This is a genomic window from Granulicella sibirica (genome assembly GCF_004115155.1).
Classification (GTDB): domain Bacteria; phylum Acidobacteriota; class Terriglobia; order Terriglobales; family Acidobacteriaceae; genus Edaphobacter; species Edaphobacter sibiricus.
Genome location: NZ_RDSM01000003.1, coordinates 562,916 through 583,329 on the forward strand (window position 1 = coordinate 562,916; position 20,414 = coordinate 583,329).

17 protein-coding genes are annotated in these 20,414 nt (G+C 59.5%); 8 read left to right on the forward strand and 9 right to left on the reverse strand.

The window, feature by feature from the left end:
* Nucleotides 1-58 precede the first annotated feature (58 nt).
* Both metK and GRAN_RS18890 read right to left on the reverse strand, forming a co-directional pair.
* Nucleotides 59-1,234 (reverse strand): methionine adenosyltransferase, encoded by a 1,176-nt coding sequence (metK, locus tag GRAN_RS18885; protein ID WP_128914598.1) that lies wholly within the window; start codon nt 1,232-1,234, stop codon nt 59-61.
* A gap of 116 nt (nt 1,235-1,350) precedes the next feature.
* Nucleotides 1,351-1,824, reverse strand: a complete 474-nt coding sequence (locus GRAN_RS18890; protein WP_128914599.1) for a helix-turn-helix domain-containing protein — start codon at nt 1,822-1,824, stop codon at nt 1,351-1,353.
* Between the two features lie 171 nt (nt 1,825-1,995).
* Between GRAN_RS18890 and GRAN_RS18895 the strand changes: the two genes are divergently transcribed.
* The 3 genes from GRAN_RS18895 to GRAN_RS18905 all read left to right on the forward strand — a co-directional run bounded on the left by GRAN_RS18895 (nt 1,996) and on the right by GRAN_RS18905 (nt 6,452).
* Entirely contained in the window at nt 1,996-3,522 is a 1,527-nt protein-coding gene (locus tag GRAN_RS18895) for a hypothetical protein (protein WP_128914600.1), read from the forward strand.
* Nucleotides 3,523-3,566: 44 nt separating this feature from the next.
* The gene (locus GRAN_RS18900) at nt 3,567-4,667 is read left to right on the forward strand and encodes an ABC transporter permease (protein WP_128914601.1); all 1,101 of its coding nucleotides are present in this window, start codon (nt 3,567-3,569) and stop codon (nt 4,665-4,667) included.
* Between the two features lie 114 nt (nt 4,668-4,781).
* Nucleotides 4,782-6,452, forward strand: a complete 1,671-nt coding sequence (locus tag GRAN_RS18905; RefSeq protein WP_241654996.1) for a hypothetical protein — start codon at nt 4,782-4,784, stop codon at nt 6,450-6,452.
* Nucleotides 6,453-6,455: 3 nt separating this feature from the next.
* Here the strand turns inward: GRAN_RS18905 and GRAN_RS18910 are convergent, their stop codons facing one another.
* Nucleotides 6,456-7,349: a TonB family protein gene (locus GRAN_RS18910; protein WP_128914602.1), complete on the reverse strand. Its 894-nt coding sequence runs from the start codon at nt 7,347-7,349 to the stop codon at nt 6,456-6,458.
* 56 nt (nt 7,350-7,405) lie between these two features.
* A complete protein-coding gene (locus GRAN_RS18915; protein ID WP_241654997.1) occupies nt 7,406-8,227 on the reverse strand; it encodes an alpha/beta fold hydrolase in 822 nt (273 codons plus the stop codon).
* Nucleotides 8,228-8,828: 601 nt separating this feature from the next.
* Between GRAN_RS18915 and rplM the strand changes: the two genes are divergently transcribed.
* From rplM to GRAN_RS18935, 4 genes are all read left to right on the forward strand, one after another.
* Nucleotides 8,829-9,317, forward strand: coding sequence for a 50S ribosomal protein L13 (rplM, locus tag GRAN_RS18920; RefSeq protein ID WP_128914603.1), 489 nt, complete (start codon nt 8,829-8,831; stop codon nt 9,315-9,317).
* Between the two features lie 97 nt (nt 9,318-9,414).
* Nucleotides 9,415-9,810 (forward strand): 30S ribosomal protein S9, encoded by a 396-nt coding sequence (gene rpsI / locus GRAN_RS18925; RefSeq protein WP_128914604.1) that lies wholly within the window; start codon nt 9,415-9,417, stop codon nt 9,808-9,810.
* A gap of 201 nt (nt 9,811-10,011) precedes the next feature.
* Nucleotides 10,012-10,950 carry a 30S ribosomal protein S2 gene (gene rpsB / locus GRAN_RS18930; protein ID WP_128914605.1) on the forward strand — a complete coding sequence of 313 codons (939 nt, stop codon included), beginning with the start codon at nt 10,012-10,014 and terminating at the stop codon, nt 10,948-10,950.
* A gap of 140 nt (nt 10,951-11,090) precedes the next feature.
* Entirely contained in the window at nt 11,091-11,753 is a 663-nt protein-coding gene (locus GRAN_RS18935; RefSeq protein ID WP_128914606.1) for a translation elongation factor Ts, read from the forward strand.
* Between the two features lie 59 nt (nt 11,754-11,812).
* Here GRAN_RS18935 and GRAN_RS18940 read toward each other — a convergent pair whose 3' ends face one another.
* From GRAN_RS18940 to GRAN_RS18960, 5 genes are all read right to left on the reverse strand, one after another.
* Nucleotides 11,813-13,588, reverse strand: a complete 1,776-nt coding sequence (locus tag GRAN_RS18940) for a putative bifunctional diguanylate cyclase/phosphodiesterase (RefSeq protein WP_128914607.1) — start codon at nt 13,586-13,588, stop codon at nt 11,813-11,815.
* A 331-nt stretch (nt 13,589-13,919) separates the two neighbouring features.
* Nucleotides 13,920-14,282 carry an STAS domain-containing protein gene (locus tag GRAN_RS18945; RefSeq protein ID WP_128914608.1) on the reverse strand — a complete coding sequence of 121 codons (363 nt, stop codon included), beginning with the start codon at nt 14,280-14,282 and terminating at the stop codon, nt 13,920-13,922.
* A 24-nt stretch (nt 14,283-14,306) separates the two neighbouring features.
* Nucleotides 14,307-14,750, reverse strand: coding sequence for an ATP-binding protein (locus tag GRAN_RS18950; protein WP_241654998.1), 444 nt, complete (start codon nt 14,748-14,750; stop codon nt 14,307-14,309).
* Between the two features lie 12 nt (nt 14,751-14,762).
* Nucleotides 14,763-15,905, reverse strand: a complete 1,143-nt coding sequence (locus GRAN_RS18955; RefSeq protein ID WP_128914609.1) for a PP2C family protein-serine/threonine phosphatase — start codon at nt 15,903-15,905, stop codon at nt 14,763-14,765.
* 59 nt (nt 15,906-15,964) lie between these two features.
* Complete coding sequence (locus GRAN_RS18960) at nt 15,965-18,235, reverse strand: alpha/beta fold hydrolase (protein WP_128914610.1); 2,271 nt, start codon at nt 18,233-18,235, stop codon at nt 15,965-15,967.
* A gap of 119 nt (nt 18,236-18,354) precedes the next feature.
* Between GRAN_RS18960 and acs the strand changes: the two genes are divergently transcribed.
* Nucleotides 18,355-20,316 (forward strand): acetate--CoA ligase, encoded by a 1,962-nt coding sequence (gene acs / locus GRAN_RS18965; protein WP_128914611.1) that lies wholly within the window; start codon nt 18,355-18,357, stop codon nt 20,314-20,316.
* The last annotated feature ends 98 nt before the right edge of the window (nt 20,317-20,414 follow it).

A 20,414-nucleotide genomic window follows, 5' to 3' on the forward strand; every position in this document is an offset into this window, starting at 1 on the left:
GGTACAAAAAAGAAGCGGGCGAGCCCCGAAGGACCCACCCGCTCCCGGTGACGAACTCCTACTTGGCTGCTACTTCAACCTTGACGCCAGCCTGCTCCGCGAGGGCCGCGGCCTTGTCGGTCGCCTCCCAGGTGAAGTTATCGCCCTTGCGTCCGAAGTGACCGTAAGCCGCGGTCTTCTTGAAGATCGGGCGGCGCAGGTTGAGGCTCTCGATGATGCCTTTGGGCGTCAGCAGGAAGTTCTTGCGAACCAGCGCCTCGAGCGAGGTCTCATCGACCTTGCCCGTGCCGAACGTGTCGACCAGCACGCTCACCGGCTCAGCCACGCCGATCGCGTAGGCAAGCTGCACCTCGACGCGATCTGCAAGTCCAGCAGCAACGATGTTCTTGGCAACGTACCGCGCCATGTAAGCCGCGGAACGGTCGACCTTGGTCGAATCCTTGCCCGAGAACGCTCCGCCACCGTGGCGGCCCATGCCGCCATAGGTGTCGACGATGATCTTGCGTCCGGTCAGGCCGGTGTCGCCCATCGGTCCGCCGATGACGAAACGGCCGGTTGGGTTGATGTGGTACTTGGTGTCCGCATCGAGAAGCTCGGCGGGAATGACAGCCTGGATGACGTGCTCGAGGATCTCGGCGCGAAGCTGGTCGTTGCCGACCTCTTCCGCGTGCTGCGTCGAGATGACGACCGCGTCCACGCGAACAGGCTTGTGGTTTGAGTCGTACTCAACCGTCACCTGGCTCTTGCCGTCGGGACGGAGGTACGCCATCTTGCCCGACTTGCGGACTTCGCTCAGTTTCTCCGCCAGGCGGTGCGCAAGCGAGATTGGCGTCGGCATCAGTTCCGGGGTCTCGTTCGTAGCGTAGCCGAACATCATGCCCTGGTCGCCGGCTCCGCCGGTGTCCACGCCTTGCGCGATGTCGGGGGACTGCTTGTTGATCGTCGAGATGACAGCGCAGGTATTCGAATCGAAGCCGTGCGTCGCATCGTTGTAGCCGATCTCGGAGACCGTCGAACGAACCAGAGTCTGGAAGTCCACATACGCCTTGGTGGTGATCTCACCGGCGATGACGACGAGACCGGTGCAGGTCAGCGTCTCGCAGGCTACGCGGCTGTAGGGGTCCTGCTCGAGGCAGGCATCCAGGATGGCATCGGAGATCTGATCCGCGATCTTATCGGGATGCCCTTCGGTCACTGATTCACTTGTAAAAAGAAAACGGTCGCGTTTCGCCAACGAACTACCTCCAAAAACTTCTGTGCCGTGTGTTCAACCCTCCTATTTTACCCATTACAGGACAAGTGCAGCAAAACAGGGGGCAATGAGCTGCAGGGAACCCGCAGTGAGTGGCGTCATCTGGCATCGGCTGGAGTGCTATCCGGCGCGGAGACGATCTGGGCATTTTGCCGTAACTCCATCTGCCGATGCTGCACCAGATGCCACGCTAACCACACAATGGCCCACAACATAACCATCAAAATCGCCACGCCAACCCACCGCAAACCCATGCCGGGCTGCTCCGTTGACCGGCTTTTCTTCACATTTTCCGCGAACTGAACCCAATCCCGATCTCCGTCGCCGCCCAGGCCCACCTCCCGGCAGCTTTGCTCAAACCGTTCAATCCAAACGGCTTCTTCCATCCCAAGAGCACTGAGGTAGCTGCGCAGGATGCCTTTCCGAAACACGCCCCCAGGAAGCTGCGCGTACTCGCCCGCCTCGAGCGCCCGTACATTCTGCGGCGAAACCTTGGTCGCGGCGCAGATATCCTCCACCGCCACCCCCCGCACCTCCCGCTCGTGCCGCAACTCTTCGCCGAATCGTGTCATGTCGCTTCGTCTCGTGTGTCTGGCCGCTCAACACATTGTTATCCATGCAACCAAGTCGCCAATGCCTGCCTGTCATTTTATTCGAGCGCGCACCTAGCTGGAGAACCCTCGCCGGATCCCCCACAAACCCTCTGCTAGACTTTCCTCAAGTCCGTGCGGATCCCCTACCCAGTGCGAATTCCCGTCTGGCATGCCACTGTTTTCGCGGTGGGCCTGGCAGTCGTGCAACTCGCCCTCGGGACGAATGCCCTCTTCAGCGGACTTTGCATTGTCTTCATCGTGACGGCGACGTACGCGTTCAACATGGCCGGAGGTCTCGCCCGCCCATCCGGATCCTACGTCTTCTTCTTCGCGTTGCTTGCCGTGATTCTTGGTCTGGTCGCCAAGTGTCTTCTTTTGGAAGCCGCCGATTCGAACCTTCGCGTTCCGATGATTACGATGGAGGCGTATACCGGCGGCATCCTCGCCATGCTTGCCGCCGTGTACATGAGCCAGCGATTTATCCGGAGAGTAGGCTTCCTCCAAAATCTTGCGACCGTCGACAATATGAAGATGGCGGCGATTGGCTGCCTTGTCGCGGGCATCGGTGTCCCGCTACTCGGTGGTGTTCTCTACACCGAAGGCGGAAACGTCTTCACCCCCCTCTTCTCCGCCTACAACCAGATCAACCACTTTTTGCCCATGGCCATCATTCTTGGCGTTACGGCGGAGATCTATCTCAGCAACGGGACGCGCAGTGTCAACGCCCCGGTTCTGATTGCAGGCGGCTGGATGCTCTTCCAGGGAGGGGTACTCAGTTTCTCCAAGGAAGCCCTTTTCCTGCCACCCGTGTGCTGGCTTGCGACGGGGGCCTCGTTGCGTTACCGCTTCAGCCGGGGGCAGCTTTTCGGTGGCCTCCTAATCCTCTTCCTCTTCGGCCGCTACATGATCCCTTTCTGCCAGTACGGTCGATCCTTCCGCAGCGACTCCAACACCTTTTCGCAGAATGTCGACGTCTCCATCAGCCTCCTCTTCCGTCTCGAAGAGGTTCGAACGCTCTACGCGCAAAACCTCGCCATCATCGATCGCGGGAGTCAGCACGGATACTTCAACACCGATCAGGGCCTGTTCGACCGCCTTCAGATGTTTGGCATCGACGACGCGCTGAATGCCGTCACGGAAGAAGAAGGGGAGTACGGACTCACGCCGATACTCAGCTACTTTCTGAACGCCGTCCCGCACGTCTTCTGGCCAGACAAGCCGACCATCAACATGGCCAATGTCTTCGGTCATGCGGTCGGTCTACCGGAGTCCGATACCACCACAAGTATTTCGTTCAGCCCCGTCGCCGAGGCCTACCACGACGCGAAGTGGGCGGGTGTCTTCATCGTTGCGCCCATCATTTGGTTCCTGCTCTTCATCATCATGGATTCGCTATGCGGGGATACGCGCAAGTCCCCCTGGGGAATCCTCGCCTTGTCTCTCTTCGCGCACGACGCACCCGAAGGCATGCTTGGTGGCCCCGTGTACCTCATGAGCATGGGCGTGATCATTATCTCGACCATCGCCATCTTTTCGGCTTATCTTCTTCCTCTTCTCGCCACCATGACGACGGGAGCCAAGAGCAGGAAGGCCAAGCGGGTCCTTGCTGTCCTCCCGGCCGCCCGCCAGCGAGGTGGCCTCGTCTCCAAGCCCCCTGCTGCCGACTCCAGCCTCTAAGCTCTCGCCCATCGCCGGTCTCCTCCCATACACTGGAAGGTATTGTGAACAAACTTGTCGTCGGCAATCTCGTCCACCGTCCTCTGCGCTCCATCATCAGCGCCTTCGCCGTCGGAATCGAGGTCATCATGATCCTTTCCATCGCGGCCGTCATGTTCGGCATGCTGAACGGATCGAAGACGCGCCAGACCGGCATCGGCGGCGACATGATCGCGCATCCCGGAGCCTCCTCGAACCTCATCGGTCAGACCAGCGCCTCTGCCTCGGTCAAGGTCGCCGACATTCTCAACAAACTTCCTCACGTCGAGGTCGCCGCTCCCGTCTACCTGAAGCTGGTCGCCGGCTCCTCGCTCGAGAATATTTACGGCATCGACTTCGAGAGCTTCAACGCGCTCAAGCCCTTCGTCTTCCTCGAGGGCGGCCCATTCAAGAATCCCGACGACATCATCATCGACGAATTCATCGAGGCCAAGGGCTTTCACCTCGGCGACCCCATCCAGGTGCTGAACCATACTTTCCACGTCTGCGGCATCGTCGAACACGGTAAGGGTGGGCGTAAATTCATTCCCATCGCCACCATGGGTGAAATCGACACCAACCCCGGTAAGGCCAGCTATTTCTACCTGAAAACCGAAGACCAGCCCAAGTTCCAGGAAGCCGTCCGCAAGGAGATTCTCGCGACGGACGGGATGCAGTCCTACGATGTTCAGACCCTCGCCGAACTGCTCGATTCGCTCACCCCGGAGCGGATGCCTGGCTTCAACATCGCTCTGCGCGTTGTCATCGGAATCGCTAGCGTTATCGGCTTCCTCGTAATTTTTCAGTCGATGTATACCGCGGTTATGGAGCGTACTCGCGAGATTGGCATCTTGAAGTCCATGGGCGCGTCCAGCGGGTATATCGTCTCGGGCATCCTGCGCGAGACCGGACTCCTCGCCGCTGTCGGCATCGTACTGGGTGTGCTGGCGACCTACCTCATGCGGACGATTTTCCGCTACCGTATCCCGACGCTCGACTTCTCCATCACTCCGGGCTGGGTGCTGACAGCGATACTGATTGCTTTCACGGGCGCGCTCTTCGGAGCGCTTTACCCGGCGTTGAAGGCAGCCCGCAAGGACCCGATCGACGCCCTCTCCTACGAATAGCCCGCGGCCGCATGCATCCTGGTCCACGGATGAACGCGGGGAACGCCGTGTCTCCACCGATCGTATGCATCTGTGATACATAGAGGGTTTACCACGCCCTGACGCCGCACCCACTTGGCCGATACCCACTCCATCCCGGAGCGCCGCTCGCGTACCTTCCGCCTCATCGAGGCCGCGATCCTCTTTGCCGCGGCTGTCCTCTTCAGCCTGCACTTCCTCAATCTTGAAGCGGACTTCCCAAACCACTCCCCCTGGATGGACTGGTCAAAATACACGGACGAAGGCTGGTATGGCGACGCCGCCATCCGTCATTTTCAGTTGGGCCACTGGAACGTTCCCGGCGACTTCAATGCTGCCGCCGCGCTTCCGGTCTGGCCAGTTGTCGAAGGCTTGCTGTTTCGCTTCACAGGCGTCTCGCTCATAGCAGCCCGGGCCCTGACCGTAAGCGTCTTCGGCCTGATCCTAACCGCCTCCTACCTCCTTCTTCGGCGATGGAAGAGCTTCTCCGGCAGCGGGCCGGGGTCGACTATGATGACACGTCGCTCGCTCGCCCCCGCTCTCGCGGTTCTTCTGCTTGTCGCAAGCCCGTTCTGTTTCGTTTTCACGCGGCTCGCGATCCTTGAGCCGTTTCTCATCCTGCTTACGCTTCTTGCTCTGCACGCGGCCTCGTCCGCCCCTGCGCCCGGGATGAGAGGAAAGATCAATACCATCGTCCTTGGTCTTCTTCTTCCAGCGATGGTTCTCACCAAAACGACTGCGGTCTTTCTCTTTCCGGCTGTAGCCTGGCTTCTATGGGCGTCATCGCACTACCGGCTCTGGCCTTTTTTGCGTTCTGGGCTTTCCGCCCTCGCGGTGACCGCCGCCGCGTGGTCGAGCTACTTCCTCCTGGTCGTCCGCCCGCATTACCTGGAGGACTATCGATATCTCTTCAGCGCGAACGCCTACACCCGCATTACCGCCGATACCGCCATCTCCGTTCTCCATGACACCGTTATGGATGGTCTCTGGATCGGAGAGCTCCTGTACCCGCTGGCGATTCTCTGCCTCGTCGTCGCGCTCGTCCGCTTTCGCTGGTTCCGGGAGCGCCCCCTGGTTCCCACTCTTCTTCTTTGGGCCGTTGGATACGCGGCCTTTCTCGCTTATCACAACAACCTGCAGCCGCGGTATTACCTCGTCGTCGCGATCCCGCTCACCCTGTTCGTCGTTCTGGTTCTCGAACCCGCCATTCACCTTCTCAATCCGGCCTACAAGCCTACGCACTCCACTCCCGCGCGCCCGCTTCTTGCCCTTGGCGCGATGCTTGTCTTCACCGCTGTGGTCGTGACGGACAGCATCCAAACCCTCGATTTCATCCGCAACCCCGAGTACACCCTTGTCGACGCCGCGGCCGGCGTGGCGGCGGTCGTTCGCGCCGACCCGTCGCACAGCCCACTTCTTCTCTCCATCAGCGGCTCCGACATCTCCCTCATGACGGGCATCCACAGCATCTGCGACGACTTCGGGACGCTCGAACTTGCCGATAGGGTCAACCAGTATCGTCCCGGCTGGTACGCCGCTTGGAACCAGATCGACGACGACAAGATGGATGCTCTCTCTCCGCTCTATCACCCCGTGCGCGTCGCGGCTTTTCCGGCCATGGATGATCCCGAGCGCAACCTGCTCATCCTTTATCGCCTGGACGACAAGACCTCCGAGCCCGAACCCCGCCGGCGCCGCAAGCCCATCCCGCGTTCGCTCCAGACGAAGATCGGTCAGCAGCCGAGCGTCAACCAGCTTGAACATTGAGCGCTACTGCTGCGTCGTCACGAGTTTGAACTCTTCCGTCAAATCAAGCGCCAGCGGCACTGGAGTCCCCTTCAACTGTGCCGGCTCGAACTTCGTCTTTCCCAGCGCCTCAACAGCTTTCGCATCCAGACCGTATCCCAGAGGCCTCTGCACCGTCAGGTGCTGAGCCAGGCCCTTTGCGTCCACCACGACCCGGACCACGACGGTGCCCTGGACGTGGTCATGCGCCGCCTCGGGCGTGAACTCCGGCGGAGTACCACTCGCGATCTTTACCATCTGCTCAGGACTCATAGGTGCCGCGCTGCCAACGCCGTAGATCGTCTGCCCGGCAAGCGTGTCGCCTTGCCATGGAAGCTTCGGGTCGAAGTAATGCCTCCAGAAATCGGGCATCGAGCGCTGCATCGCCGGATCGATTCCCACAGAGAAGATGGCGGCGAGCGTGCGGTCGAAGTAGCCCTGTGAGATCACGTTCGTGCCATCGGTCGGAGGTGTCGCAACCAGTATTTTCATCGCCGCGTCCTTCTGCGAATGCCGCTCGAAGAGGCGATTGTCTGGGTTATATCGAATCGCGACCCGAACCCCATCCAACTCGATCTCCTTCGGTCCTTTCCGCATCGCACTCTGGATGTCGATCCCCGCAAGCGTCCAGTCACTGGCCTTCGGCGTTCCCTGAATGACTCCTGCCGCATCGTACGTCAGCTCGTTCGCTGTATAGAACCCCCGCACGAATAGCGCACGGCCAATCCACGTCTGAGCGGTGGCGAGAGCGCTGTCCGGCCCGGACACGGATGCGATCTTCGGGGGAGGCAGAGGCTTCTGTCCCAAAGCCACACCCAGACCAGACAGCCCACACGTCCCCAGAAACAAAGTCCCGGCCCATCGCATCGTCCCTCGCATCGCAATCCCTCTTTTGTGCCGATTGTAAGCGCAGATCAGCCGCTCGGAGTCTTGCACTACTCCCGCGACGCTTTGAGGAACGATCGGATTGCTTCGTTACATGCTTCCGGTGCATCCTGCTGGACCCAGTGCGACACACCGGGTAGAAATTTCAGGGTGAGCTGACTCACGAACTCCTCTGTCCCCTCGGTCGTGTACTTCGCCAGGAAGTCGTCTTCCTCGCCCCAGAGCAGAAGAGTCGGCACATCGATCCTGGGGAAACCGAGCTTCGCCTGCCTCCTCAATCCGCCGCCACGCAGGAATGCCCGGTACCAGTCGATCATGGCCTTCAGCGCTCCAGGCTGAGCTGCGTTTGCCCGTGTCGCTTCGACGAGGTCACGCGGAAATCGTTCCGGTGCCCTCGAGCTCCTTACCATCGAGTCGCCGACCAACTTTGCCCCATCTCTCGCCATGGCCCACTCTGGAAGTCTGGGAATCTGAAAGGCCGCGGCATACCAGGAACGGAGCATCTGACTTGGGCGGCGAGCGCTTCGCGCGAAGCAGATCGGGTGCGGCACATTGATGATCACCATCTTTTCGAGCGGGCGTAGGCGCCTCGTCACAAAGCACCAGGCAACGATGCCTCCCCAGTCGTGTGCGAGGAGAACCACCTTGCGCGCACCCGAAGCGTCAATCAGAGCGGCAACATCGGCCATGAGGTTTTCGATGGAGTAGTCCTCCATTCGCGGGGGCCGGCTGCTTCGTCCATACCCGCGCTGGTTCGGAGCCCAGACCCGGAAGCCCATCCCGGCCAGCATATGCATCTGGTCCCGCCAGCTAAGAGCGACCTCAGGGAACCCATGGAGGCAAAGCGCGAGCGTTTCACCCTCGCCGCACATCAGCACCTCGAACTATAGGCCGTTCGCCTCTATAAACTCCGCCCTCATTCCATCCTCGGCCATCTGGGCATGATCCTCTAAGAAATTCACCGCAGCAGCATCGGGCTGTCTAAGTAGATGACTTTCCGAGCGCAACCGGTGTTAAGCCTATCTTCTGTGGAATGAAGACTTTAGAAACGAAGTCCAACGCTAAGTCATTTGGTTTGAAGACTTTGAGACTTTATGGGGAGGGTGGGGGTACCTTGCTGTCGCAAACTCCATTGACTCGATGCACAACCTCGTCTATCCTGAAACCTCGCGCAGTCTCGCGTCTGCACGTCTGGGTCATTCCGGCGTAGCACCGAAAGAGACGTCTTGTGGATCCACGTGGGGCGGCCAAAAGCCCAGCCCCTGAAGCACCCACTCCTCAAGCCCCATCCAGGCTTTGTGCGGACCCGAAGCAGACCAGGCCTTCAGGCGTGTTGGAAATCTTTCCGACCTCTCATGGCTTGGCATGCGTCAAAAGTTGCTTGTCAACGCACCAGAAGCATAAATCGCTCGACCTCTATTCTTCCGAACCACGCTGACCAGGGAAGACAGCAGAACCAGGGAGTACACCGAAGTGAATAACACCACCACGATCCCGAGCGGCAAGAACATCCAGCGCAAGTGGTTCGTCATCGACGCCACGGGCAAGACCCTCGGCCGTCTCGCGACTACCGCCGCCTCCGTGCTCGCCGGCAAGACCAATCCTCTCTATACCCCCTATATCGACATGGGCGATCACATCGTCGTGATCAACTGCGAGAAGATTGTCCTCACCGGTCTGAAGAGCAGCCAGAAGCTCTATCGCCGTTACACCGGCTTCCCCGGCGGCCTCCGCGAAGAGTCCTTTGTCAAGCTGCTTGCCCGCCGCCCCGAAGCGATTGTCGAGCAGGCCATCAAGGGCATGCTGCCCAAGAGCAAGATGGGCCGCCAGATGGCGACCAAGCTCAAGGTCTACAAGGGTTCGCAGCACCCGCACCTCGCCCAGCAGCCTGTGCCGCTCGAGTTCCATGCGTCAAACGCACCCAAGGCCACCCCGGTCAAGCACAACGCGCTCGAAGGCTAGGTTCCGGATATCCGGTCGTAAGGTTTCGCTCACTTCGAAGTAACGGCACACCTCAAGCCAGGGCTCGAAGCCCAAGAGGTAAGGTTCAAGGAGCATCATGGCAGATTTGATCCAGTTCTACGGTACCGGCCGCCGCAAGTCGAGCATCGCTCGCGTCTTCCTGCGTCCCGGAAGCGGTAAGTTCGTCGTCAACAAGAAAGATGTTGACGTCTATTTCGTCACCGCTCAGCAGCGCGCCGCGGCAAAGCGGTCGCTCGGCATCGCCGACATCGGCGAGACCTTCGACGTTCTCACCACCGTCAAGGGTGGTGGCGTTATGGGCCAGGCCGACGCAGTCAAGCTCGGCATCGCCCGCGCGCTCATGGAGTTCAACCCCGAACTGCGCAAGGCGCTCAAGGCCGAAGGCCTCGTGACCCGCGACTCGCGCGGCAAGGAACGCAAGAAGTACGGACAGAAGGGCGCTCGCGCACGCTTCCAGTTCTCGAAGCGGTAATTGCCTGCTGGTTTCTTCTCAGCGGTTCCTGTGTTTTGGGGGGCCGCTGAGAACCGTTCCAAAGCGGCGAAAAAGAATCACCGCTCCGCACCACCCTCTCAAGTCATCGAGAGGCAAGGACCTAAATCTCCCGACGCGTGATCGCAAGGGATCAATCCAGACCAGCCGCAGTTCAGGTCGGTCTTAAAACAGGAGTCTTATATGGCAAGTATCACAATGAAGGAACTGCTCGAAGCCGGTGTCCACTTCGGTCACCAGACCAAGCGTTGGAACCCCAAGATGAAGGAATACATCTTCGGCGAGCGCAATGGCATTTACATCATCGATCTTCAGAAGACCCTGAAGATGTTCAAGGAAGCGTCGAAGTTCGTCACCGATCTTACCTCGACCGGCAAGCTGATCCTCTTCGTCGGCACCAAGCGCCAGGCCCAGGATGCGATCGCTGAAGAAGCGACCCGCGCCGGCATGCCCTACATCAACAGCCGCTGGCTCGGTGGTCTTCTGACCAACTGGGTTACCGTGCAGAAGTCGGTCAAGCGCCTCGCCGAACTCGACGACATGTCGACCGATGGACGCTATGAGCTTCTGACCAAGAAGGAAGTCATCAAGCTCGAGCGCGAGCGCAAGAGCCTTTCGACGAACCTCTCGGGTATCAAGACCATGAAGCGCCTCCCGGATGCGATCTTCATCGTCGACTCGAACAACGAAGCGATTGCTGTTTCGGAAGCCCGCAAACTTGGCATTCCGGTTGTTGCTGTCGTCGATACGAATTGCGATCCGACCGTGGTCGACTACGTCATCCCTGGTAACGACGATGCTCTCCGCGCCATCCGCCTCTTCACCACGAAGATCGCTGATTCGGCTGCGGAAGGCGTCCAGATGGTTTCGGAGCGTGCGTTTGCGACTGAGTCAGCCGACGTCACCCCGATCGCTACCGAAGCGCACTTCATCGGTGAAGATGGTGAGACCGATCTCTCCGCTGAACCGGTTGCCGAGTCGAGCCCGGTCGCAGAAGATGCGGCCGAGGAGGAGACCGTCGACCTTGAAGCCGCACTTGGTGGAAACATCCGCAAGGCTCCCGCAGCTGAGACTGAGCCAGAGCTCGATGCCGAGCCAGTTCACGCGGAAGCCACCGCTTAACCAGCCACGAACCGCACAGGAGAGCGTGGCTGCCGGCGAAAACCGCGCCACGCTCTTTCTGCGTCTGGAACATACCGGGCGCACAGAATTGAAACATCGGCCGCGTAGGCTGAAACCAGAGCTAGACACAAAGGATCCCAATGTCCACCGAAACCGCTGTGAAGATCGACGCCAAGCTTGTCAAGGAACTCCGCGAAAAGTCAGGCGCCCCGATGGGCGACTGCCTCAAGGCGCTACAGGAAGCCAAGGGCGACATGGAGGACGCATTCGTCGTCCTCCGCAAGCGCGGTATGGCTTCGGCCGCCAAGAAGGCCACCCGCTCGACCAACGAGGGCGCCATCGGCACCTATATCCACGCTGGCGGCAAGATCGGTGTTCTGCTCGAGCTGAATTGCGAGTCGGATTTCGTTGCCCGTACGGATGACTTTCAGGAGCTTCTGCGCGACATCGCCATGCACATTGCCGCGACTGATCCGCGCTTCGTGGGCCGGGAAGAGGTTCCGCAGGCCGATCTCGATCGCGAGAAGGATGTCTTCCTCGCGCAGCCTGCAATGAAGGGCAAGCCCGCCAACGTGATCGACAAGATTCTCGAGGGCAAGATGAGCAAGTTCTACGAGGAGACCTGCCTCCTGGACCAGCCGTTCATCAAGGAAGCTACTCAAACGATCTCGCAGCTAATTGCGTCGAAAGTCGCCAAGCTCGGTGAGAACATCAGCGTCCGCCGGTTCGCCCGCTTCAAGGTTGGTGCGTCCGACTGGACCGTAGCACAGACAAAGATTGCCGCAGAGGAACCACAAGCATAGGCCTCTGACTTACATCCGCAGCACACCGAGCCTGGGCAATAGCCCGGGCTCTTTCTTTCTCAGCTTACTGGTTGATTCTTAGTCGCCTCCGCACTCCGCGCGAGCGTTCCACCCTGACGCCTTTCCTTGAGCATTGCAGCGACCCGGTGCGCCTCGACCGGCCTGGAGAATAGATAGCCTTGGGCTAGATCGCATTGAAGGCTTCTCAAGAGATGCATCTGGGCTTCCGTCTCAACGCCTTCTGCGACGACCGTCATACCAAGATTGTGTCCGAGTGTGATGATCGTCTGGACAATGTCGCGGCTTTCCTTGCGATGTTCGATCGCGCCGATGAACGAGCGGTCGATCTTCAGGGTGCTGATGGGAAAGCGATGGAGGTAGCTCAGTGAGGAGTAGCCGGTGCCGAAATCATCAAGGCTGATGGACGCCCCGAGCTGGGTAAGATCGCGCAGGATCTCGGATGCCAGCACCGCGTCCTGCATCGTGAGGCTCTCAGTCAGTTCAAGTTCAAGACACGCGGGATCAAGCCCGGTCTGTTCGAGAATGCGACGAACACCAGGAACCAGGCGATGTTTCTCGAATTGCCTCGCGGAGATGTTCACGCACAGCGAGAGCGGGTCGTCGGCGGTCAGAGTCGCGTTCCACTCCTGCACCTGACGAGCGGCCTCGTGCATGACCCATTCCCCGATGGGGAGGATCAATCCGGTCTCCTCGGCGACCGGAATGAAAGACGCAGGAGATAGAAGGCCGAGTTGTGGATGATGCCACCGGACAAGTGCCTCAAGGCGTACGATCCGGCCGTCGCCTAGGGAAATGATCGGCTGGTAGTATACGTCGAATTGATTATTGTCGATGGCGCGGCGCAGGCCCTGCTCGAACTTGAGAAGTTCGAGCGCGGCCGCGTTGCCGATGGTATCGCCTACTTCGTACCGTGCCCTCCCGGCTACCTTAGCCCGGTACATTGCGATATCGGCGCTGCGGAGGATCTCGGTTGCATCAGTGAGGTTGCCAGTGCTCTTCGAGATACCGATACTCGTGGTGATGAATATGTCCTGTCCACCGATGAAAAAGCCGGCCCGAAGAACCGAGTTGATGCGCTGGGCGACGCCGATGCCGTCGCGGATATCTGCGATGCCATCGAGAAGGATAACGAACTCATCGCCTCCGATGCGCGCGACCATGTCCGCATATTCATGGGCATGATCACCCCGCGAGAGCGCGGTCTCAGTCCTTACGGCATCAAGGAGGCGAACGGCCACGCCCTTCATGAGTTCGTCACCGGCGAGATGCCCGAGGCTGTCGTTGATCATTTTGAAGCGGTCGACATCGACGAACAAGACGGCGAATTGGTATGCGCCGCTGTTTGCCCTGGCTACGCTTTCGGCTAGGCGTTCGACAAAGAAGCCGCGGTTCGGAAGCCCGGTGAGCGTGTCGTGACGTGCGTCATGGAGAAGCTTGTCTTGAAGTTGCAGGACACGCTGCCCCGCGCGGAGCCGCGCTCCCATCTCATCGGGGTTGCAAGGTTTGGTGAGGTAGTCGTCCGCGCCTGCCTCCAGACCGGTGACTACATCCTGGCTTTCACCCCTGGAGGTGAGAAGAATGAGGTAGACGTAAGGGGCACCTGTGTGCGCACGGACCTGACGGCATATGTCGGGGCCGTCTTTACCGGGCATTACCCAGTCGAGGACTGCTATGCGTGGACTACCGGGTGCCAGAAGGCATGCTTCGGCCTGAATCCCGTCCTCAAAACAAACAACCTCGAACCCGTTCCGCTCAAGCGTTCTCTGCAGAAATCTACGGGACACCGCATCATCGTCCGCGAGGAGAATCTTCAAACTCTCCTCCGGGGCTCATGGTGCATTCCATCCTTTTGCATCCGACTCACTTTCCTTTTGTTGACTCTAGAGTGTGTATATCGGCTTTGCTGATTGAACCTTCATCTTGGTACGAGAGGCCTCATACAGCAAAGCAAAGCGCAGAGGTTTGTGGTTTACGTTCGATGGCGACGTCTGGATTGCGTGAGGTTAAGGTTTTTTCGAGATACTTCACGGGTCAGACACTAAAGGGGAGAATGCTTAAGACGCAGAAACATACGGGGGGATGATTATCCACTTCCCGTGATGCTCTGCGCTGGGGTGTTGGGGATTGGTTTAGTCTTCTAGCAGATTAGCCGAACGCCGCGCATGCCGATTTCTCGTCAGGATGAAGCTTCGTGTACTTTGTGATGCCGACCATCGTGAAGACCTTCTGAAAGTGGGGAGTGAGGCCGAAGGTCTGAATCACCTGGCCTTGCTTACTGGCGGCAATCATCATCTGGATGACGAGAGCGATGCCGCTCGAGTTGAGGTACTCGACCTTCGAAAAGTCGAGAAGGATCTTCCTGGTCGTGGTCCCTAGACCCTGATAGTTGCCGAGAACTGCGGTCTGAGAGGCGCTGGTGATGTCGCCTGAGAAACGAAGGACCGTGATCGGGTCTCCACTGCCGCAACTCACTTCTTCTACTTTGACGCGCGTGCCTTGTTCCTGCATCGAGAGGTCTCCGGGATCTGGGGGTTATGCGTTGGCGCGGTTAAGGTGAATGACCATGCGGGCGTAACTGCCTGTGGACGGCGCGCTTACCCATTCGGCCTCGTCGACGAGCGCCTGGATGAGAAACATTCCCATGCCGCGCGCATCCTCTTCGCCGTGCATCTTCTTGTCGATATCGGGAGCGGCGGTCGTTCCCTGCGGGCCGTCACCCGTGTCGGTCACCTTCACTTCGAGGGAGTCCTTATCCATAGAAAGAACCACACCCACGCTGAGATTTTCATCGAGTTTATTGCCATGTTCCATCGCATTGATGCAGGCTTCGGCGACGGCGGTCTTGAGGTCTTCGACACGCTCATCCGCAAAACCCATCAGCTTGGCGACGCTGGCGGCAGTGTTCATCGCAACCTTCTCGTAGCCCAACCGGGAAGGCAGACGAAGTTCGATGGTGCTTGCGGTCTTTTCTACCAACTCAGATCTCCCTCATCCCTCGCGAAGCAGAACAACAGCGGTCATATCGTCGGACTGTTCCGGTTCGTCGGAGAACTCTTTGAGCGTGTTCCAAACTGTGTCTAGAACGTCTTCCGGCGTGATCGCCTCACAGTGTTGAAAGGCTTTGAGGAGACGCTCTTCGCCGAACTCTTCCTCACCACGGAACACCTCGGTCAATCCGTCCGTGTAGAGTAACAGCCGGGCTCCGGGCGGCAACGAATATTTCTCAAGTTGGTATGTCGAAAAGGGGAGCATCCCCACCGGCGTGCCCGATGCGCGAATGCGTTGAATCCTTGCGGGATCGTCTTCGGATCCATTGCCAGAGATGAGGAATGGCGGATTGTGGCCGGCGTTCACAACCTGCATAGTGTCGGTTCCTGGATCGAGCTGGACGAACATCGCCGTGACATAACGTCGACGAGATTCGGCTCCCTCGTTGAAATGCAGAAGATTCATGCGAGTGGCGATCTCTACGAGGGGAATACCCGAGTTTGCCATGGCGCGGAAGGCTGAGCGGAAGCTTGTGCCTACGAGAGCCGAGGCAAGGCCCTTACCGGCAACGTCGGCAACAACGATGATTGTCTCGCCCGAGGGCATCTCGACAATGTCGAGGTAGTCGCCACCAACTGCATAGCAGGCGACAGAACGTGTTGAAAGGCGGTAGCCGGGAATGTTCGGCATGACCTGGGGTTGCAGGCTCTTTTGCACGAGACGGGCGGAGTCGAGGTCGCTCTGGATGCGCTGCCACTGTACGGTGCGCTCGTGGAAGCGCGCATTCGCGATGGCGACCGAGGCCTGCATGGCGAGGCTTTCGAGGAAGTCTAGTTCGTCGAGGGTGAGGATTCGATCCGCAGGGGATATGACAACTAGTTCGGTGAAGACGACGCCTTCACTGTCTTGGAGGGGAAAACGGGAGTAGACGTCGGACGCGCTCTCCGGGGCGATATCGCCGTAGGTGTGAGCGAAGTTTGTGAAGAAGGCTCCGGTCAGCTCGATTTCGCGAACTACGATCTGAAGGACGGTCTGGATGACCTCGTCGAGAGCGATCGTGGAGTGAATCCTTCGGCTTGCTTCGAGGAGAGCCTGGAGCCGCACGACCTGTTGTTGTGCGAAGAGTGTTTCGTCCCGTTCCATCAATGCTTCCTTACGCCGTTCGTTGAGTTGGAGAGATCAGTATAGGGGGATGCGGAGGATTACGGCTTTACGGGTGGTTTCAGGTAGGTCTCGAACTGAAAGACGATGCGATTGAAGAGTGCGTTGCGCGCGGGTAGGCCAGCGATGGAATGCGTGAGCCGGGGGAAGAGCTGGAGGTCGTAGGGGATTCCAGCGGTGATGAGGGGCTGGAGAAACTGGATGGTGTTTTGCATATGGACGTTGTCATCGCCCGTGCCCTGTGCGATGAGGACGCGGCCCTTGAGGTTGGCGGCGGATTCGTTTACGGCGGCGGCTTTATAGACGGCGGGATTCTGGGCGGGCAGACCGAGATAACGCTCAACGTAGATGCTGTCGTAGTTGCGGTAGTCGGTTCCGGGGGCAACGGCGACTCCGGCACGGAAACGGTCGGAGTGGGTCATAGCGTAGAGGGTGAAGGTGCCGCCCCAACTCCATCCCCACCAGCCGAGACGCTTTGGATCGAACTGTGGGTTCTTGGCGAGGACTTGGTCGAGGGCGGCGATCTGGTCGGAGAACTGGACCGCTCCGAAGTCTTGGTAAGCCGCCTGTTGGAAGTCGCGTCCACGGCCTCCGGATCCGCGGTTGTCGACCTGCAGAACGGCAAATCCGTGCTGGGCTAAAAGGCTGTCGAAGAGGACGGAGCGGCCCGGCCAGGCGTTCGTAATACCGGCTGACGGCGTCGGGCCGCCGTAGGGGTTGAGAATGAGAGGAGTCGAGGCTTTGCCGGCATGCTTGGACGGCTGGGTAAGGTAGCCGTAGATCTTGGTAACACCATCGGCGGCTTTAAGCGTGACGATGTCGGTGGTGACGCCGGCGATGGGACCGAAGGCCTTCATGGTCCAGAAGACGTCGCAGTGGAAGGATGCCGTGTCGCAGAGTTCGGATCGTGGCGGCGTGATGTTCTTGAAGTCGCTGGCGAACTCGACGAAGTGAGTGCCGTCGGGAGAGACGTCGGGGTTGTGATAGCCGGGTCCGGTGGTGATTCGGTGCTTGTTCGTTCCGTCGAGGGAAATCGACCAGAGGTTCTGATCTAGCGGAGATCCTTCGGTGGAAGTGTAGAGGACGGTCTCAGCGCTGCCATTGGTGGTCGTGGACGGGGCGGAGATGGATTGAACTTCGTAGTCGCCGCTCGTGAGTTGGCGGACGAGTTTGGCTTCTCTGTCGAGAGAGTGTTCCTCGTCATATTGATAGAGGTAGATGTGGGTGTGGCCGTCGCGCCAGCTTGGGGCGAGGAAGCGGCCGTGGGGCAGGAGGGTGATGTCAGACGAGAAGTTGAGGTACTTGGGGTCGGTGTCGGTGTAGACAAGCTTTACTTTGCCCGAGGTTGCATCGGCGAAGTAGAGGTTGAGGTGCTTCTGGTCCCGGGTGAGGACGTCTATGTAGAGAGTGCTGGGATTGATCCAGCCGAAGCGGGGGATGTAGTCATTGCCCGGGCTCTGCGGGACCTCGATCCACTTCGTCTGGCCGCCCGAGACGGGGGCAATGCCTACGCGGACGATTGGATTTGGATCACCGGGCTGTGGGTAGCGCTGCTGGTCGAGGGTGGAATGCGTGGGGATGAAGTCCTGGATGGGGTACTGAGGCACCTTCTCCTCATTCATCTGGAGGTAGGCGATGGACTTTGAATCGGGAGACCAGAAGTAGTTGCTGCGGGCGTCAAGTTCTTCGAGGTAAACCCAGTCGAGCTCGCCGTTGAGGAGGGCCTCGTTGCCACTAGTAGTGAGAGCGGTTTCTTTGGGTGTGTCCCCGGCGACTGGGTGGACGTAGAGGTTGTGGTCGCGAAGGTAGGAGACGGAGCGCGCGTCGGGGGAGAACTTGGGATCGTCGCCGGAGCCGGAGTGGGTGTCAACGATCTGCTGACCCGTGCCGGATGCGATGTCGTAGAGCCAAAGGATGCCTCCCTTGTCGAGGAGGAGATGCTTCGAATCAGGAGCCCAGAGGAAGGAGGACATGCCGTAGCGGTCGCGGTGGTCGCGATCCTTTTCGTTGATGGCGGCGGAGCCTAGGGCATCGAGCTTTTCCGATGGCGCAAGGACGGTGACTTTGCCGGTGGAGGCGCTGACGGCGATGATGTCGCCGGGCTTGCCAGTGGAAATACCGTTGATGCGTGGGCTGTAGAGGTAGGCGATGACCTTGCCGTCAGGGCTCCATTGGCCGCCGAGCGGGGGATAGCCATAGGGCTCGCGGTTAACTGCGTCGACGGTAAGGTTGGCGGGGTCGGCGGGAGCCTGTGCGAAAGCAGCGGACGTGGTGAGGCAGAGAAGAACGACGGCGCGGCGAAAGGAGAACATGGTGAAGCGAGTGTAGCGTGGGACGTTTCCGTGCGGACAGATTTGATGGTCGTTGTATCGATGCGATACCTTCGGAGGACGGATTTTTGAGCCCTGATCCGATTGCTGAAGGAGTTTTGATGGTTGATGCAGGCACGACGCAGAATTTTTCTTCCCTGTTGCGGGAGAACCGGGTATTCGCTCCAAACGCCGAGTTCGCGGCCAAAGCTCATGTGAAGAGCGAGGCGGAGTACGAGGCGATGTACCGGAAGAGCGTCGAAGAGCCGGAGGCATTTTGGGGTGAAGCGGCGGGAGAACTGGAGTGGTTCGAGCCGTGGGAGACGGTGCTTGAAGGGACTTTCCCTGAACCGAAGTGGTTTGTCGGCGGCAAGCTAAACCTCTCGCACAACTGCGTGGATCGGCATGCGCTCGGGGCACGGCGGGATGCTGTGGCGCTGCTGTGGGAAGGCGAGCCGGGGGAGATCCGGAAGATCACGTACGGCGAGCTACTGGTCGAGGTACAGAAGTTCGCCAACGTACTGAAGGGTCTAGGCGTTCAGCGCGGGGATCGCGTCGCGATCTACATGGGGATGTGTCCCGAGCTTGCGATTGCGCTGCTCGCCTGCGCGCGGATCGGTGCGATCCATTCGGTTGTGTTTGGAGGGTTCGCGGCGCATGCGATCTCGGATCGTGTGAACGACTCGGGCTGTGTTGTAGTGCTGACGCAGGACACGAGCCATAGGCGCGGGAGCGAGATCAGGTTGAAGGCGATCGTCGACGAGGCGATGGAGAAGTGCTCGACTGTGCGAAACGTGGTGGTGTTTCAGCGGTCGGGCTCGCCGGTGAACATGGTCCCGGGACGGGATCTCTGGTGGCATGAGGAGATCGCGAAGGCTTCGGCAACGTGTGAGCCGGAGTGGATGGATGCGGAGGATCCTCTCTTTATTCTTTACACGTCGGGAACCACTGGCAAGCCGAAAGGTCTCGTGCATACGACGGGGGGATACTCAGTCGGCACTTATCTCACGACCAAGTACGTGTTCGACCTGCGGGATGAGGATGTGTACTGGTGCACGGCGGATATCGGCTGGATCACCGGACACAGCTATGTCGTTTACGGGCCTCTCCAGTGTGGGGCTACCGTGCTGCTGTACGAGGGGGCTCCGAACTGGCCGGAGAACGACCGGTTCTGGAAGATCGTCGACGCGCACAAGGTAAGCGTATTCTACACGGCTCCCACGGCGATTCGGGCGTTCATCAAGTGGGGCGACCAGTATGTGAAGGGCCACTCGTTGGATTCGCTGCGTCTGCTTGGGACCGTGGGGGAACCGATCAATCCTGAGGCTTGGATGTGGTTTTACCAGGAGATCGGGAAGGAGCGATGCCCGATCGTCGATACGTACTGGCAGACCGAGACGGGGATGCATATGATTGCGCCCGTTCCGGGTGCGGTAGCGACAAAGCCTGGATCGGCGACGAAGCCGTTCTTCGGGGTCGTCGCGGAGGTCGTCACGAAGGAAGGTGAGCTGGTGCCTCTAGGGCAGGGCGGCTTGCTTGTGGTGAGGAAGCCATGGCCCGCGATGGCGCGGACGATTTATGGGGATCACGCGCGGTTCGTGGAGGCGTATTTCTCCGAGGTTCCGGGGAGCTACTTTGCCGGTGACGGCGCGCGGCGGGATGAGGATGGGTACTTCTGGTTGATGGGCAGGGTGGATGATGTCATCAACGTCTCGGGACATCGGCTTGGGACGATGGAGATCGAGTCGGCTCTGGTGGCGCACGCGAAGGTGGCCGAGGCGGCGGTGGTCGGACGTCCGGATGAGATGAAAGGGCAGGCGATCGCCGCGTTCGTGACCTTGGAGGAAGGCAATGAGCCAAGTGAGGCCCTCAAGCAGGAGTTGCGGCAGTGGGTGGCGAAGGAGATCGGTGCGCTGGCTCGGCCGGATGACTTGAGGTTTACCCAGATGCTGCCGAAGACGCGGTCCGGAAAGATTATGCGACGGTTGCTGCGGGAACTGGCGACGACTGGCACGGTCAGCGGGGATACAACGACTCTAGAAGACTTTGGGGTCCTGGCGAAGTTGAAGGATGGGGAAGAGTAGGGATTCGGCAACAGCATCCCAGGGGCAATAGGGTAGATTCGCGCTGGTAGAGTGGAGTTGCGGCTGCTCATTGGCCGCGACTTTCTTCTGATTGGGTT